This is a genomic window from Falsihalocynthiibacter sp. S25ZX9, assembly GCF_041205405.1.
In the GTDB taxonomy this organism is placed as follows: domain Bacteria; phylum Pseudomonadota; class Alphaproteobacteria; order Rhodobacterales; family Rhodobacteraceae; genus Falsihalocynthiibacter; species Falsihalocynthiibacter arcticus.
Window position 1 is genome coordinate 1 of record NZ_JBGFCD010000022.1, and the last position, 14,336, is coordinate 14,336.

Below are 14,336 nucleotides of genomic sequence, written 5' to 3' on the forward strand. Positions count from 1 at the left end.
GGCAGAAAGGCACGGTGAAGAACACCAATCGAAGGGCGAGACGTTGGTTGCCCCGCAAAAGAGACATTAGAAGAATGACGGATCACGACATCAAGAAATCAGTGACCGCCTGAACAGCACACCCCGCAAATGCCTCGGCTCGAAGACAACAGCTGAAGTCTTCCGTGAAAAGATGTTGGAGGAAATGCGATGAGCGCCCTACCCTAAGGCCTAACAAGAGTCGCACTTCAAGCATCGCTCACACGCAAAGTTAAAGTGTCTCACATTAGCAAAGTTAAAATGTCACACTTCCCCGTCTGAAACAGGTTTGGCTGAGGGGGCACCAAAAGATTTTCCTAATGACTACGCCCATGTTCGGTCCTAAACTGCGTGCTATAAATATTAGTGTCCAAAGATTTACGAAAAGGATATTCCGTCCATGAAATATTGCACCCCTTTCGGCGCTCTTACATTTGCCGCAACGTTGTTTGGTTCCGGTTTTGCCACCGCTCAGACCGTGATGGACGGGGGTGGGGCGCTCGATCCGGCCAAACTAGAAGGTCTCTTTCCGGCCCGCGCGTATTCCCCTTATGCGGGCCGCAATTTTCCGGATCGGCCCTTTTTCGGCGACACCCATCTTCATACTGAAATTTCGATGGATGCGGGGGCGGCTGGTGCGCGCCTTAGTCCCGCTGATGCTTATCAGTTTGCCAAAGGCAAGGAGTTGACCGCCTCAAGTGGCCAACAAGCGCGGCTCTCCCGTCCGCTCGACTTCCTTGTTGTTGCCGACCATTCCGACAACATGGGCTTCTTTCCGAAACTCTTGGCAGGCGACCCGTCCATGCTGGCCGATCCAACAGGGAGAAAATGGTATAATCTGATCCAGTCCGGCCAAGGTGCCGAGGCCGCGATGGATATCGTCACCCAATTTGCGGCGGGTACATTTCCGCAAGCTCTGATGTCGTCACCCGATTCTCCGGCCTATAAATCGACTTGGGAAGACATCATTGATGCGGCTGAAGAGGCCAATGATCCGGGGATATTTACTGCCTTTATCGGGTATGAGTGGACCTCGCTTGTTGCCCCGGGCAGCAATATGCACCGCAATATCATTTACCGCGACGGCGGCGATGTGGCGCGCCAAGTTTTGCCCTATACCACGCAAGCGCCCTACGGCAGCAACAACCCGCGCGACCTCTGGGATTGGATGGAAAACTACGAGGCAAAAACGGGTGGGGACATTCTGGCCATCGCGCACAATGGCAATCTCTCCAACGGTATTATGTTTCCTGTGATCGAGTCATTTGACGGCAAGCCCGTTGATCTTGCCTATGCCCAGACCCGCGCCAAATGGGAGCCTCTTTACGAGAATACCCAAATGAAAGGCGATGGCGAGGCGCACCCTTTTCTCTCCCCCAATGATGAGTTCGCGAATTTCGAAACATGGGACAAGGGCAACCTGAACGTCAGTGCCGCCAAAACCCCCGAGATGCTGCAGTATGAATACTCCCGCGAGGCCCTCAAGAACGGGATTTTGCTCCAAGACAAACTCGGCGTGAACCCCTACAAATTTGGCGTGATCGGGTCGACGGATTCCCATACCGGCCTCGCAACCGCCTCTGAGGACAACTTCTTTGGCAAGGTTTCGAGCATGGAACCCTCCGCCGAGCGCACATCGACCGTGTTCATGAAAACCGATATTGCCACCATCATGGAATGGGAAGTTGGCGCGGCGGGCCTTGCCAGCGTTTGGGCCACCGACAACACGCGAGAAGCGATCTTTGACGCGATGGCGCGGCGGGAAACCTATGCGACAACAGGCACCCGTTTGACCATTCGCTTCTTTGGCGCGTGGGATTTTGCGGCCGCGGACGCTCTCAGCCGCACCCCCGCGCAAATCGGCTATACCAAAGGCGTTCCCATGGGAACTGACCTTAGCCCCCGTACAGGTGACGGAGCCCCGACCTTCCTTGTGGCGGCTCTCAAAGATCCAATCGGAGCTAATCTGGATCGGGTTCAAATTGTCAAAGGCTGGGTCGACGCGACGGGCAAAACACAGGAGAAAGTGTTTGACGTGGTCTGGAGTGACGCAGAGACGCGCCAACCCGCCAGCGATGGCAAAGTGCCCGCCGTCGGCAGCACGGTGGACGTAAAAGCGGCAACCTTTACCAACGACATCGGCGCGCCTGAGCTTATCACAGTCTGGACCGATCCAGAGTTTGATCCGGCATTGCGGGCCTTCTATTACGCACGGGTTCTCGAAATACCGACACCCCGCTGGCCTGCCTATGATGCCGTATTCTATGATCTGGCCTTGGCCGAAGATGTGCGCGTCGAACTCCAAGAGCGCGGATACACCTCCCCCATCTGGTACGAACCGCAAGGCTAATCCGAACATTTCTATGTACACAAAACCGCTACCATTGTACCAAATTTTCAGCACAATTTTTTCTAGGAATTTAAAATGAAGCTAACAAAATATTTTGCCATAACTGTTTTATTTGCCGCGACACCCGTCTTCGCCGACCCGTTATCCCTGTGGAATGACACCGAAACCAAAACTTCGATCCTTGAGTTCGTTGAGGGTGTGACCCAAGAGGGCGGCGACAATTTTGTACCCGTGTCCGACCGCATTGCGGTATTTGATAATGATGGCACCCTCTGGAGCGAAAAACCGTTCTATTTTCAAGGCCTCTATGCCATTGATCGCCTGCAAGAAATGGCCAAGGCCGACCCCTCAATCTTAACGTCTGACGTCCTCAAGGCCGCCGACAAGAACGATATGAAAGGGATGATGGCAGAGGGCGAAAAGGGTCTCCTCGAAATCGTCAACATTTCGAGCACCAATATCACCGTTGAGGCCTTTAAAGCGAGTTCCCACGAATGGCTCACCACCGCCAAGCATCCCACCACTGGGCTGATCTTTGCTGAAATGACCTATTCGCCGATGATCCAATTGCTTGAATATCTGCGCGAAGAAGATTTCACGACCTATATCGTGTCCGGTGGCGGCATTGATTTCATGCGGGCGATCACCCAAGAAGCTTACGGAATTCCCCCCGCACAGGTCGTGGGTAGCCTCGGCAAGACTCACTATGAAGTCAAAGACGGCGTACCAAGCATGATCAAGGACGGCGGAATTACCTTCGTCGATGACAAAGACGGCAAGCCCGTCGGCATTGATCGCTTTATCGGCCAACGCCCAATATTTGCTGCGGGCAATTCTGACGGCGACCTCGCGATGTTGGAATGGGTGACCTCGGGCGAGGGTCCCACCTTCGGATTTCTGGTCCATCACACCGATGCCAAACGCGAATTCGCCTATGACCGCGACAGCGACGTGGGCAAATTGTCCAAAGGTCTGGATGAAGCTGCGGCCAAGGGTTGGGTGCTCGTCAATATGGCCAAAGACTGGGCCGAAATTTGGGTCGGCAAACTGTAGCTCCATTTAGGCGGTGCGGAAATCGCATTTGCGCCGCCTAATTATCGGTATAGCCAGTTGAACCTGAATATAGTAGGAGGCATAACGACCCCAACGCCCCTGCGACGAAAGCTTAATGCATGACTTCCTTTTGCCATACAGACCCCGCCGCCAAGATCGGCGAGAATGTGACCTTGGGCTTTGGCGTCAGAATCTATGGCAACGTCGAGATCGGCGATAATTGCCAGATTGGTGATTTTTGTGCCATCGGACATCCCAGCATGAAGCCCGATTGCGCTCCACTGAAATTGGGCGCGGGTGCGGTGATTCGTTCGCACGCTGTAATTTACGAGGGCTCCGATATTGGCCCCCACCTTGAAACGGGCCATCACGTGGTGATCCGTGAAGGCGCGCAGATTGGCGAAAACCTGCGTTTAGGCAATTATTCCGACATCGAAGGCGCGTGTCGCATTGGCGATTTCGTGCGGATGCACAGCTACGCCCACGTCGGTCGTGGCTCGCAGATCGGCGATTTCGTCTGGCTGTTTTCGCTCACCACCCTGATGAATGATCCCCTGCCCCCCTCGCATATCTCCGAGCCAGTAACGATTGGCGATATGGCGACGGTCTGCGTCAATGTACAACTCATGCCTGGAACTGTGATTGGACGCGGCGCGATGATCGCTTCGGGTGCGGTCGCGCACGGTCAAATCCCCCCCGCCGTTATTGTCTCAGGCACCGATGGCGAAGTCGCCGGTCCCGTGCATTTCCTGATGCATATGGCCTCGCGCACCCGTCATCCGTGGCACAAACATTTTGCCGATGCCTATCCAGAACGGGCACGGGATCGCATTGCTGCTTTAGGCGCCGAAATCGACGCTGAAGCCGCTGATTTATAGAATTTTCAAGGAGTAACGAAATGGATCGTTCAGAAATCCTCGCATTAATGAATATGGTTATGGTCAAACGTGGCCGCGCCGAAATTACCGACGAAACCGTCACAACGCGCGTCGCAAACTTTCGCAGCCTCGACTTTTCCGAAGTCGCTTTGCGGATCGAAACCAAAGTCGGCGAAGAATTGGCGTTTGATGCGGCCTCCATGCGCCAGATCGAGACCGTAAAAGACGTTCTGGATTTCTTTGCGGAAATCACGCGGAAAGCCGCCTAGGCAATGACCGCCATCTGCTCTGACAACCAATTGTTTTTCGGCGAGACTGTCGAAACTTGGGCAAGCCTTCGGGCACAAACCCAAGCGCGTTTGGGTCAAGCAGAGGGCTATCTTGCGCAACGCTGCGTGTTTGTCGTTGATGATATGCGCGCTGCCCTTGGCGTTGTGGCCTTCGGCATTTCTAACGGTGCGATGGACTTCGGCGTCGTTGAGCGTAACCGCCTTTCGCCCGAAGTGAACGCACGGTTTGCCGAAAATGGCGTGCGTTTGGTGGATGCCGTGAATGGCTCCCCCCTCGGAGATACCCCCGTTCAGGCCAAAGTTCAAGCGGGCCGTGTTACCGTTTTAACCTCCGGCACCACGGGTCTGTTGAAACTGATCCCCCACACCGCAGACACGTTAAACACCTTCGTTCAGGTCCGCGATCTGCCTGCCAACAACTGGTTCATGCCCTATCAAATCGGCTCCTACGCGTGGTACCAAATGGTGGCGCTTGGCCTTTTTGTGCCGGAACAGGGTCTTATTCCCGCCGATTTCGACGATCTGGCCGGAAGTTTTGAGGCCGCGATGCGCTCCGAACATGTCACTGCGATTTCCTCGACCCCAACGTTTTGGCGCCATGCTCTCATGTCGATCAACGAAGCCCTTTTGGCCGCCGCGCCCATGCGGTCGATTTCCATGGGCGGCGAAATTGTCGATCAAACCATCCTCGATCGCCTCGCGGGCCTTTATCCCGCCGCCAAAATCCGCCATATCTATGCCTCTTCTGAGGTTGGGGCCGCGATTGTGGTGACGGATGGCAAGTCCGGATTTGACGCACAGCTTTTGGGCCGTGAGGGCGGCAAAATCGGCATGAAAATTCAGGACGGGCGGCTTTTTGTGCGCTCGCCCTATGGCAACCACGCCGATGCGGGCGGCTGGATTGATACCGGCGATCTGGTCGAAGAGCGCGAGGGCCGCGTCTATTTTGGCGGCCGCGCAGGCAATACCATGATCAATGTTGGTGGCCAAAAAGCTTTCCCGCCTGACATCGAAGCCCATTTGTTAACACATCCGGACGTGGTCTGGGCACAGGTCACCGCACGGCGCGCGCCGATGGTCGGGCATTTGCCGCAAGCGACCATTGTGTTATCCCAAGTCAAAGACGCGGACGCCGCCGAAGCCATGCTGATCGCGCACTGCGAAGGTAAATTGGCCGATTACGCGACGCCCCGCATTTGGAATTTTATTGACAGCGTGCCCCTGCGGGCAAGTTTGAAAAGCTGAGGAGGCAGAAATGCACACCAAGAACCAATCCATCATTGTGTCGGGCGGCTCGCGCGGGCTTGGCCTGCATATGTGCGAGCAGCTTTTGAAAGAAGGCAACAAAGTTGCGACGTTTGCGCGTTCCCACACCGAGGCCATGGACCGCCTTGCCAAGGAATACGGCGACGCATTTTACTTCACTTCTCTTGATGCGGTTGATGCGGCGGGTGTTGCCCGTTTCGTCGCCGAAGTTGCCGACCGTTTTGGCGGTCTCGACAGTGTGGTTAACAACGCGGCCATCGGCCAAGACCAACTGTTGATGCACACCGATTTGGACACCATCCAAAACATCGTGAACATCAACATCATCGGCCCCACCCTTCTCACCCGCGCTGCAATCAAACACATGATCCTTGGCGGTGGCGGCAATATCTGCAACATTTCATCGATCTGTGGCTCGCGCGGCTATGCGGGCCTGTCGGTTTATGCAGGCTCCAAAGGCTACCTCGACGCCATGATGCGCACCCTCGCACGCGAAGTCGGCGACGCTGGCATCTTTGTAAATTGCGTGGCCCCTGGCTTCTTTGAGTCCGAAATGTCGTCGGTGCTTAAGCCCGAACAACTCGACACCATCAAACGCCGCACGCCCTCGGGCAGCCTGTCAAATGATGAGAATATCTTCAAAGTTGTTGATCTGGTGATTTCAGGAACCGCCAATATTCAAGGGCAGGTTCTCTTTGTCGACGGCGGCATCACCAATTAAATCGCGCGTAATTGCGCAAGTCTTTGGCGGAGAAATTCGCCAAGACGCAACCCTGAGCGGCCCCGCCAGCTATGATGGTGCGGGCCGACGGTTTGTTTTTCACACCGAAGTATCGCTTGAAGCCGTCGCGATCGACGTCGAATTACGATCCGAACCAGCAAGCATCCAATTAACCAAAGCCCTCGGAGCAAACGCGCTCGCACGCTGGACCGAAATCGAAGTTTTGGCCAAGCTCTATGACGTTCCGGCCCACATCGTCCTAACTCAGGTTCAGTCCCTCAGCCCTCAAGACTTCGCCCAAAAATTTCCAGCCGAAATCCTGCGGTGCGACACCGCAAGCCACTTTATCGCCATCGGTCGTAAAGGGTAAAGCTACCCGCCAGAAACCGTCACTTTGCCTTTAACGGACGCACCCTTGTGCATTTCCATCTCTTGCGCCGTGATATCTGCCGAGCAGTCCGCACCCGAGTGCAGCTCAACTGCTTCCGCCGAAACCGCCCCGCTCAAATGGCCGCGTACATGAACCGTTTTTGCCGCAACCGAGCCTGCAACACGCCCTTCGGACAGGATATCCACCGAACTGCCGGTAATATCCCCGTCAATTTTTCCCGCGATATCGATATCCGCAGTGCCCGATAGGTTGCCTGTAATCACAAGATCTTCTGCGATGATTGTCTTCCCCACCATTCTTCTCCTGACAATTAAAACCGTTGCCAAAGGCTAGCCTGTCGCCCCCCCTTGCGCCACCACTATTTCCATCGCTTGGAAAACCGGCGCATTCAAGTCATTGCCCCCTCCCCGTTTCCGCGTTATCTCCGTGTTAATCAATTCGGGAGCGTATCGTGACACCATTTCTCACTGACAACGACCAAGCCGGACTTTTTGTCGGGCGCGTCTGGAACGCAAATGTTCAAGGGCCAAGCGTCGTGACTTTACGCGCAGGTCGTGTCATCGACATCACCCAGAAAGCCGCGCCAATGGTGCGGGATATCTGCGAAATGCCCGACCCCGCCGCCTATGTGCGCGCAGCTCACGGCAACGATCTCGGAGCCTTCGCCGAAATTTCCTGCGTCCCGGCGGGCGACCTCTCCAAAACCCATTTCCTCGCCCCTTGTGACCTGCAATCCGTCAAGGCTTGCGGCGTGACTTTCGCCTCCTCGATGGTGGAACGCGTGATCGAAGAACGCGCCGCGGGCAACCCCGCCGCCGCCGAAGAAATCCGCGCCCGTGTCGGCGCTTTGATCGGCGACTCCCTGCGCGACATCAAAGCAGGCTCCGATGAGGCCGCCGCCGTCAAACAAGCCCTGATCAAAGAGGGTCTTTGGAGCCAGTATCTTGAAGTCGGAATCGGCCCTGATGCGGAGGTTTTCTCTAAAGCACAGGTGCTCTCCTCAATGGGCCCCAACAGCGATGTCGGCTTGCACCCGATCTCAAAATGGAACAATCCCGAGCCCGAAATCGTCCTGCTTGTCTGCTCCCAAGGCCGCATTCTCGGCGCAACCCTCGGCAATGACGTCAATCTGCGCGACATCGAAGGCCGCTCCGCCCTCTTGCTCTCCAAAGCCAAAGACAACAACGCCTCCTGCGCCATCGGCCCAATGTTCCGCCTCTTCGACGCGGACTATTCTATCGACGACGTCCACTCCGCCGAGCTCGACCTTACCGTCACCGGCGAAGACGGCTACGTGCTGTCCGGCCATTCCTCTATGAAGGAAATCAGCCGTGCGCCCGCCGACCTCGTGGCCCAAACCTTGGGACGGCACCACCAATACCCCGACGGAATCGTCCTCTTCCTCGGAACCCTATTCGCCCCGACACAAGACCGCGACACCCCCGGCGAGGGCTTCACCCACCACCTCGGCGACGTCGTGACCATCTCTTCCAAAGGCCTCGGATCACTCACCAACACGGTGCGCCTTTCCACCGACTGCACCGAATGGACCTTCGGCATCAGCCACCTGATGCGCAACCTCGCCAAACGCGACTTGCTTTAACCCTGCTACCGCCTAAACTTAGCAAAACTCAAAAACCTAGGGACGGATATGAAACGCATTTTAACAACAGCCCTGATGACAACCTTCATGGCCTCCACCGCCAGCTTTGCCGCCGACACATGCGCTGCGGGCAAAACCCTCACCGATGGCGTTTTGACAGTCGCCACAGGAAATCCGGCCTATTTCCCTTGGGTGATGGACAACGACCCAACCAGCGGCGAAGGCTTTGAATCCGCCGTCGCCTACGAGGTCGCCAAACGCATGGGTTTTGAGGGCGACGCCGTTGTCTGGACCTCCGCAACCTTCGACCAATCCATCCAACCTGGCGCGAAAAACTTCGACATCAACCTGCAACAATTTTCGATCACCGAAGACCGCGAAAAAGTCGTCGATTTCTCCGATCCCTACTATTCCGCCGCCATGGCCGTCCTCGTGCGCCAACCCACAATCGACGCGGGCGCAACGGGCGAAATCGCCTCGCTCAAGACCCTAAAGTGGGGTGTTATGGGCTCTACCACCGCCCTTTCCACCGTCACAGACGTCATCGCACCCGACGACTCCGTGCTGCTTTACGACGATAACGTCAACGTCGTCGAAGCCATGAAAGCCAACCAGATCGACGCCGCAATCTTTGACCTCCCAACCGCCCTCTACCTCAGCGCAGTTGTCCTCGACGACGGTGCCCTCTTGGGTCAATTCCCCGCCGATCGCAGCGAAAGCCCCGATCAATTCGGCTTCCTGATGGAAGAAGGCAGCCCGCTTAAATCCTGCGTCAACGAAGCCCTCGCCGCCATGACAAATGACGGAACCCTCGCCGCAATCGAGGCCAAATGGCTGGCCGAAACCACTGGCGTGCCAGTCCTTAAATAATAGTAATTCCGATGAAAAAACCACGCGCGGGCCTCACGGCCCGCCAATCCTTCGAGCGCAAAGCCCACCGCAAATCCCTGCTGATTTCCACCTTCAGCACACTCATTGTGGTCGGCCTAATTGTACTCCTCGTCCCCCTCACCCCCGGTTGGGACCGCGTAAAATCCAGCTTCTTCAACGGCGAAATCCTCGTCGAAACCTTCCCAGGTTTGCTCAACGCCTTCCTCTGGGACATCGCAATTTTCCTCTGGTGCGCGCCCATCATCGCCATCCTTGGCCTCGTCATCGCCCTCATGCGCGACGCCCGCGCCCCTGCCCTCTTTCCGCTCCGCGTCTTCGGCATCCTCTATACCGATATTTTTCGCGGCGTCCCCGTCATCCTGATCATCTTCCTCATCGGCTTCGGCATTCCGGGCCTCGGCCTGCCGCGCCCGTGGAATAGTCCCTATATCTGGGGCTCGCTCGCCCTCATCCTGACCTATTCCGCCTATGTTGCCGAGATTTTCCGCGCGGGCATCGAATCCATCCACGACAGTCAACGTTCCGCCGCCAAATCCCTTGGCCTAAGTCACCGTGACATGATGCGCGACGTCGTCCTCCCCCAAGCCATCCGCCGCGTCGTTCCCGCCAATATGAACATGCTCGTCGCCCTCCAAAAAGACGTCGCCCTCCTCTCCTTCATCGGCCCCGTTGAAATCCTGCGCCAAGCGGGAGTCTACAAATCCCTGCTTGCCAATTTCACTCCTTATGTCGGTGCCGCGCTGATCTTTCTGGCGGTCACAATCCCCGTGACCCGCTACGCTGATCACTTGATCGCAAAACAAAACAAGGCCCGCAGTTAATGTCGATTCTCCGCCTCTCCAACGTCACAAAATCCTTTGGGAAAACCGAGGTCCTGCGCGGCATTGATCTCGACATTTCACGCGGCGAGATGATCTGCCTGATCGGCGCCTCTGGATCGGGAAAATCGACCCTATTACGCTGTATTAACCTACTTGAGAGTATCGAAGACGGCGAAATTTGGTTCAACGAGACCGATATTTCCCTCCCCCAAGTTACCCCTCAACCCCTTCGTCAAAAAATCGGCTTGGTCTTTCAGAGCTTCAATCTTTTTCCCCATATGACCGCGCTGGAAAACGTGCTCCTCGCACCGCGCCGCGTCTTCAAGAAATCCCGCGCCGAATTGATGCCCGAGGTCACTGCCCTTTTCGAGAGCTTCAATCTAAGTGATCGAATGCACGCCTATCCCGATCAACTTTCAGGCGGCCAACAACAGCGCGTCGCCATAGCCCGCGCCCTCGCCATGCGCCCCGAAATCATGCTGTTTGATGAGGTTACATCCGCTCTTGATCCCGAACTCGTCTCCGAAGTTCTAGACGTTTTGCGCGTGTTGAAATCCCAACACATGACGATGATTTTGGCCACCCATGAGATGGGTTTCGCCAAAGAAGCCGCCGACCGCATTTGCGTCCTAGATGCAGGCAAAATCATCGAAGAAGGCTCCCCCACGCAAATTTTCGGGACACCAAAATCCGAACGCACGCGGAAATTCCTCGCGTCCGTGCTCTAAACGCCCAAATATTGCGCGGTGATCTCGGGCGTCAATTCTGCCATGGATGCGGCCCAAACACTGGCCCCGCGCTCCAAAATCACCGCTTTATCGGCAATCGCCGACAGTTCTTTGATCGACTTATCCACAACCAGAATCGCCAATCCGGTTTCCCGCTTCAAATGCGCAATCGAGGCCCAGATTTCTTGTCGCACCAGTGGCGCTAACCCTTCGGTTGCCTCATCCAAAATCAACAACTTCGGATTGGTCATCAACGCCCGCCCAATCGCCAACATCTGCTGCTCGCCGCCCGACAAAACCGCCGCAAGTTGCGTTTTTCGCTCCTCAAGTTGTGGAAACAACCGCAAAACAGCTTCAAAATCCCACGCGCCCTTCCGCGCCGCCGCAATCAGGTTCTCATAGACGGTCAAATTCCCAAAACACCGCCGCCCTTCTGGCACAAGCCCAATCCCTAAACGCGCCGCTTTATGCGATGCCAACCCCTGCAAATCCTGTCCCGAAAATGAAAGACGACCCGCAGTCATCGGCAACATCCGACAGATGGTTTTTACGGTCGTGGTTTTACCCATCCCGTTGCGCCCCATAAGCGCCAAAACTTCGCCTTCGCCCAGCGTTAGAGACACATCAAACAAGGCCTGCGTCGCACCATAAGACGCAGCCAAATGGTCCAAAGACAACAAATTCATGCGTCCTCTCCCAAATAGGCCCGTTGCACCGCTTTATCGCTACGAATTTCCGCCACCGTTCCCGTGGCAATTATCTCGCCATAGACCAAAACACTCACCCGATCCGCGAGCGCAAAAACCGCGTCCATGTCGTGTTCGACCATTAAAATCGGCGCTTCATTTCGCAATCCATCAAGGAATTCCGTCAACGCAAGACTCCCCTGCGTCCCCAGCCCCGCCATGGGTTCATCCATTACAAATGCAAGCGGATTCAGGGTCAACGCCACCGCAACTTCAAGCTGGCGCCTTTGACCATGCGAAAGCTCCGAGGTACGTGTCGCTGCTTCGTCCATCAAACCCACGCGCTCCAACGCCTCTTCAGCGCGTTCGCGCAAGCCCTCGTGGCGCAACACTCCCCCAAACGGCCAGTACGCCCGCCCATGCGCCCCAATCACCCCCAGCAACGCGTTCTGAAGCACAGTATCTTCCATCGCCAACGCCGAAACCTGAAATGTCCGTGCCAACCCGTGCTTGGCTCGATGCGCCACAGAAAGCGCCGTCACATCCTCGCCCGCAAGCATTATCCGCCCAGAATCCGGAGCCACTTCTCCCGCAATCTGCCTAATTAGGGTCGATTTCCCCGCTCCATTTGGCCCAATAAGTGCATGGATCTCCCCCGCCCTCAGGTCCAAACAAATATCATTCGACGCCTTCAGCGACCCAAAACTCTTGCTAATCCCATCTATTTTTAGAACCGGGTCAGTCATGCGCCTTCTCCCGACCGACCAAAATCCCGGTCACGCCCCCCGGCGCAAACAACACAATCCCAAGCAGAAAAACCCCAAGATAGATGTGCCAAAATTCGCTCAACCCGCCAAGAAAATGCTCCAGCGCAATAAACAAAGCCGCGCCAATCACGGGCCCAAAAAGCCGCCCTACTCCGCCCAAAATCACAAACACCATGATCTCGCCACTCGTCTGCCAGCTAAACATCGTCGGGCTGACAAAACGGTTGAGATCAGCAAAAAGCGCGCCCGCCAATCCGGTCATCATTCCCGAGATCACGAAGGCCACCAATTGCACGCGGTATCTTGAAATCCCCACGGTTTCGACCCTAATTGGCGATTGCCGTGCGGCATTCAGCGCCAAGCCGAATTGCGAATTTGCAATCGCCGACGCCGCAATCAATCCCGCGATGAGCACCACAAAAGTAATGGCAAAAAACTGGATCGGGTCCAGCGTATTTAACCCCGGAAAGCCATTGCGGACATAGATCGATAACCCATCCTCACCGCCATACGCGGGCCAGCTTATGGCGAAATAGTAAAACATTTGGCCAAACGCGAGGGTGATCATAATGAAGTAAACACCTGTCGTCCGCAGACAAATCGCCCCAATCACCAAGGCCGCCAACCCCGCCGCAATCACCGCGACCAGCCAAATAACGGGCATCACATTCGTACCCTCAATCACCACGGCACCGGAGAAAATCGGCGTATAACTCTGCGCATGACTCGCAAGGATGCCCATGGCATAACCACCGATCCCGAAAAACGCCGCGTGCCCCAAACTCACAAGCCCGCCAAGCCCCAGCGCGATGTTCAGCCCGACCCCCGCCAAAGCCAAAATTGCAACTTTCGTCGCCAGCGTAATCACGAACGGCTCATCCGCGCCATAAGCCCAAAGCGGCACCGCCAGAAGCCCCACCAAAACGGCTCCGTTTAACAACTTTTCCCGCGTCATGCCCGCACCCCAAACAGGCCCGTCGGCCGCATCACCAAAACCACCGCCATTAAAATATAGATCGACATAGACGCGAGCGATGACCCGATCGAGGCCGCCGCGGATGGATCCATAAACAGCGCGAAAATCATCGGCAAAAACAAAGCGCCTAATGTCTGGGTCAGGCCCACCAAGATCGCGCCGATCAACGCCCCCTTAATCGACCCTATTCCGCCGATAACAATCACAACGAAGGCCAGAATTAACACGGGTTCGCCCATTCCAACCTGAACCGACTGAATCGCCCCAACCAAGGCCCCCGCAAACCCTGCCAGCGCCGCGCCAATGGCAAATACCACGGTATAGAGCCTTTTTATATCCACACCAAGGGCGGCAATCATTTCGCGGTCGCTCTCCCCTGCCCTAATCTGAATGCCCAGCCGTGTGCGCGAAATCAACAGGAAAAGCCCCGCCGCAACAGCCAAGCCAATCCCGATTAAAACCAACCGATACAGTGGATATTGCATGCCACCAGGAAGGGTCACAGGTCCCGAAAGCGCTTCGGGAATATTGAGGAAAAGCGGGAACGACCCAAAGACCCACCGCGTTGCCTCCGAGAAAATCAAAATCAACGCGAATGTCGCCAGAACTTGGTCCAAATGATCCCGCGCATATAATCGCCGCAAAACCACAATTTCCATCAATGCCCCCGCAGCCGCCGAGGCCGCAAGCGCCGCGACCAAAGCCAGCAAAAACGATCCCGTCCAACCGGCAACCGCCGCCGCCGCAAAGGCCCCGACCATATAAAGCGAGCCATGCGCCAAATTGATCAGCCCCATGACGCCAAAAACCAGTGTTAATCCTGCGGCCATCAAAAACAACATGATGCCGAATTGCAGGCCATTTAATATCTGCTCAAGCAGGAGAACCAAACTCATG

General features: G+C 55.9%; 16 protein-coding genes and 1 pseudogene. 12 read left to right on the top strand and 5 right to left on the bottom strand.

Annotated features, from left to right (window positions below):
• The 8 genes and pseudogenes from AB9F29_RS19035 to AB9F29_RS19070 all read left to right on the top strand — a co-directional run.
• Positions 1-193: pseudogene (locus tag AB9F29_RS19035) on the top strand (IS30 family transposase); the annotation flags it as partial.
• Between the two features lie 225 nt (positions 194-418).
• Complete coding sequence (locus tag AB9F29_RS19040; protein ID WP_369756835.1) at positions 419-2,368, top strand: DUF3604 domain-containing protein; 1,950 nt, start codon at positions 419-421, stop codon at positions 2,366-2,368.
• Between the two features lie 75 nt (positions 2,369-2,443).
• Entirely contained in the window at positions 2,444-3,421 is a 978-nt protein-coding gene (locus AB9F29_RS19045; protein WP_369756836.1) for an HAD family hydrolase, read from the top strand.
• Positions 3,422-3,540: 119 nt separating this feature from the next.
• Positions 3,541-4,299 (top strand): hypothetical protein, encoded by a 759-nt coding sequence (locus AB9F29_RS19050; RefSeq protein ID WP_369756837.1) that lies wholly within the window; start codon positions 3,541-3,543, stop codon positions 4,297-4,299.
• A 20-nt stretch (positions 4,300-4,319) separates the two neighbouring features.
• Positions 4,320-4,568, top strand: coding sequence for a hypothetical protein (locus AB9F29_RS19055; RefSeq protein ID WP_335586204.1), 249 nt, complete (start codon positions 4,320-4,322; stop codon positions 4,566-4,568).
• A 3-nt stretch (positions 4,569-4,571) separates the two neighbouring features.
• The gene (locus AB9F29_RS19060; RefSeq protein ID WP_369756838.1) at positions 4,572-5,834 is read left to right on the top strand and encodes an AMP-binding protein; all 1,263 of its coding nucleotides are present in this window, start codon (positions 4,572-4,574) and stop codon (positions 5,832-5,834) included.
• A 10-nt stretch (positions 5,835-5,844) separates the two neighbouring features.
• Positions 5,845-6,576 carry an SDR family NAD(P)-dependent oxidoreductase gene (locus AB9F29_RS19065; protein ID WP_335586202.1) on the top strand — a complete coding sequence of 244 codons (732 nt, stop codon included), beginning with the start codon at positions 5,845-5,847 and terminating at the stop codon, positions 6,574-6,576.
• Entirely contained in the window at positions 6,551-6,946 is a 396-nt protein-coding gene (locus AB9F29_RS19070) for a hypothetical protein (protein ID WP_369756839.1), read from the top strand. Before AB9F29_RS19065 ends, AB9F29_RS19070 begins: the two co-directional genes overlap by 26 nt.
• A 2-nt stretch (positions 6,947-6,948) precedes the next feature.
• Here the strand turns inward: AB9F29_RS19070 and AB9F29_RS19075 are convergent, their stop codons facing one another.
• Entirely contained in the window at positions 6,949-7,263 is a 315-nt protein-coding gene (locus AB9F29_RS19075; protein ID WP_039004259.1) for a polymer-forming cytoskeletal protein, read from the bottom strand.
• A gap of 152 nt (positions 7,264-7,415) precedes the next feature.
• On the opposite strand from AB9F29_RS19075, the gene AB9F29_RS19080 reads away from it, so the two are divergent.
• Genes AB9F29_RS19080 through AB9F29_RS19095 form a run of 4 tightly spaced genes read left to right on the top strand, consistent with a single transcriptional unit; the run spans position 7,416 to position 11,010 of the window.
• Entirely contained in the window at positions 7,416-8,570 is a 1,155-nt protein-coding gene (locus tag AB9F29_RS19080; RefSeq protein WP_369756874.1) for a fumarylacetoacetate hydrolase family protein, read from the top strand.
• A gap of 48 nt (positions 8,571-8,618) precedes the next feature.
• A complete protein-coding gene (locus tag AB9F29_RS19085; protein ID WP_369756840.1) occupies positions 8,619-9,440 on the top strand; it encodes an ABC transporter substrate-binding protein in 822 nt (273 codons plus the stop codon).
• 11 nt (positions 9,441-9,451) lie between these two features.
• Positions 9,452-10,282: an amino acid ABC transporter permease gene (locus AB9F29_RS19090; protein ID WP_369756841.1), complete on the top strand. Its 831-nt coding sequence runs from the start codon at positions 9,452-9,454 to the stop codon at positions 10,280-10,282.
• On the top strand, positions 10,282-11,010 hold the full coding sequence (locus AB9F29_RS19095) for an amino acid ABC transporter ATP-binding protein (protein WP_369756842.1): 729 nt from the start codon (positions 10,282-10,284) through the stop codon (positions 11,008-11,010). The genes AB9F29_RS19090 and AB9F29_RS19095 overlap by 1 nt, the downstream gene beginning before the upstream one ends.
• On the opposite strand, the gene AB9F29_RS19100 is transcribed toward AB9F29_RS19095, so the two are convergent.
• The 4 genes from AB9F29_RS19100 to AB9F29_RS19115 are packed head-to-tail and all read right to left on the bottom strand — an operon-like array spanning position 11,007 to position 14,335.
• Positions 11,007-11,696 carry an ABC transporter ATP-binding protein gene (locus AB9F29_RS19100; protein ID WP_369756843.1) on the bottom strand — a complete coding sequence of 230 codons (690 nt, stop codon included), beginning with the start codon at positions 11,694-11,696 and terminating at the stop codon, positions 11,007-11,009. The two genes, AB9F29_RS19095 and AB9F29_RS19100, sit on opposite strands and share 4 nt — an antisense overlap.
• On the bottom strand, positions 11,693-12,442 hold the full coding sequence (locus AB9F29_RS19105; protein ID WP_369756845.1) for an ABC transporter ATP-binding protein: 750 nt from the start codon (positions 12,440-12,442) through the stop codon (positions 11,693-11,695). The genes AB9F29_RS19100 and AB9F29_RS19105 overlap by 4 nt, the downstream gene beginning before the upstream one ends.
• On the bottom strand, positions 12,435-13,418 hold the full coding sequence (locus AB9F29_RS19110) for a branched-chain amino acid ABC transporter permease (protein ID WP_369756846.1): 984 nt from the start codon (positions 13,416-13,418) through the stop codon (positions 12,435-12,437). Before AB9F29_RS19110 ends, AB9F29_RS19105 begins: the two co-directional genes overlap by 8 nt.
• The gene (locus tag AB9F29_RS19115) at positions 13,415-14,335 is read right to left on the bottom strand and encodes a branched-chain amino acid ABC transporter permease (protein ID WP_369756847.1); all 921 of its coding nucleotides are present in this window, start codon (positions 14,333-14,335) and stop codon (positions 13,415-13,417) included. The genes AB9F29_RS19110 and AB9F29_RS19115 overlap by 4 nt, the downstream gene beginning before the upstream one ends.
• Position 14,336 lies beyond the last annotated feature (1 nt).

Excerpts from the sequence above, each read along its gene's own strand:
- AB9F29_RS19040 (WP_369756835.1), top strand. The coding sequence starts at position 419 with ATGAAATATTGCACCCCTTTCGGCGCTCTTACATTTGCCGCAACGTTG.
- AB9F29_RS19045 (WP_369756836.1), top strand. The coding sequence starts at position 2,444 with ATGAAGCTAACAAAATATTTTGCCATAACTGTTTTATTTGCCGCGACA.
- AB9F29_RS19050 (WP_369756837.1), top strand. The coding sequence starts at position 3,541 with ATGACTTCCTTTTGCCATACAGACCCCGCCGCCAAGATCGGCGAGAAT.
- AB9F29_RS19055 (WP_335586204.1), top strand. The coding sequence starts at position 4,320 with ATGGATCGTTCAGAAATCCTCGCATTAATGAATATGGTTATGGTCAAA.
- AB9F29_RS19060 (WP_369756838.1), top strand. The coding sequence starts at position 4,572 with ATGACCGCCATCTGCTCTGACAACCAATTGTTTTTCGGCGAGACTGTC.
- AB9F29_RS19065 (WP_335586202.1), top strand. The coding sequence starts at position 5,845 with ATGCACACCAAGAACCAATCCATCATTGTGTCGGGCGGCTCGCGCGGG.
- AB9F29_RS19075 (WP_039004259.1), bottom strand. The coding sequence starts at position 7,263 with ATGGTGGGGAAGACAATCATCGCAGAAGATCTTGTGATTACAGGCAAC.
- AB9F29_RS19085 (WP_369756840.1), top strand. The coding sequence starts at position 8,619 with ATGAAACGCATTTTAACAACAGCCCTGATGACAACCTTCATGGCCTCC.
- AB9F29_RS19090 (WP_369756841.1), top strand. The coding sequence starts at position 9,452 with ATGAAAAAACCACGCGCGGGCCTCACGGCCCGCCAATCCTTCGAGCGC.
- AB9F29_RS19095 (WP_369756842.1), top strand. The coding sequence starts at position 10,282 with ATGTCGATTCTCCGCCTCTCCAACGTCACAAAATCCTTTGGGAAAACC.
- AB9F29_RS19100 (WP_369756843.1), bottom strand. The coding sequence starts at position 11,696 with ATGAATTTGTTGTCTTTGGACCATTTGGCTGCGTCTTATGGTGCGACG.
- AB9F29_RS19105 (WP_369756845.1), bottom strand. The coding sequence starts at position 12,442 with ATGACTGACCCGGTTCTAAAAATAGATGGGATTAGCAAGAGTTTTGGG.
- AB9F29_RS19110 (WP_369756846.1), bottom strand. The coding sequence starts at position 13,418 with ATGACGCGGGAAAAGTTGTTAAACGGAGCCGTTTTGGTGGGGCTTCTG.
- AB9F29_RS19115 (WP_369756847.1), bottom strand. The coding sequence starts at position 14,335 with ATGAGTTTGGTTCTCCTGCTTGAGCAGATATTAAATGGCCTGCAATTC.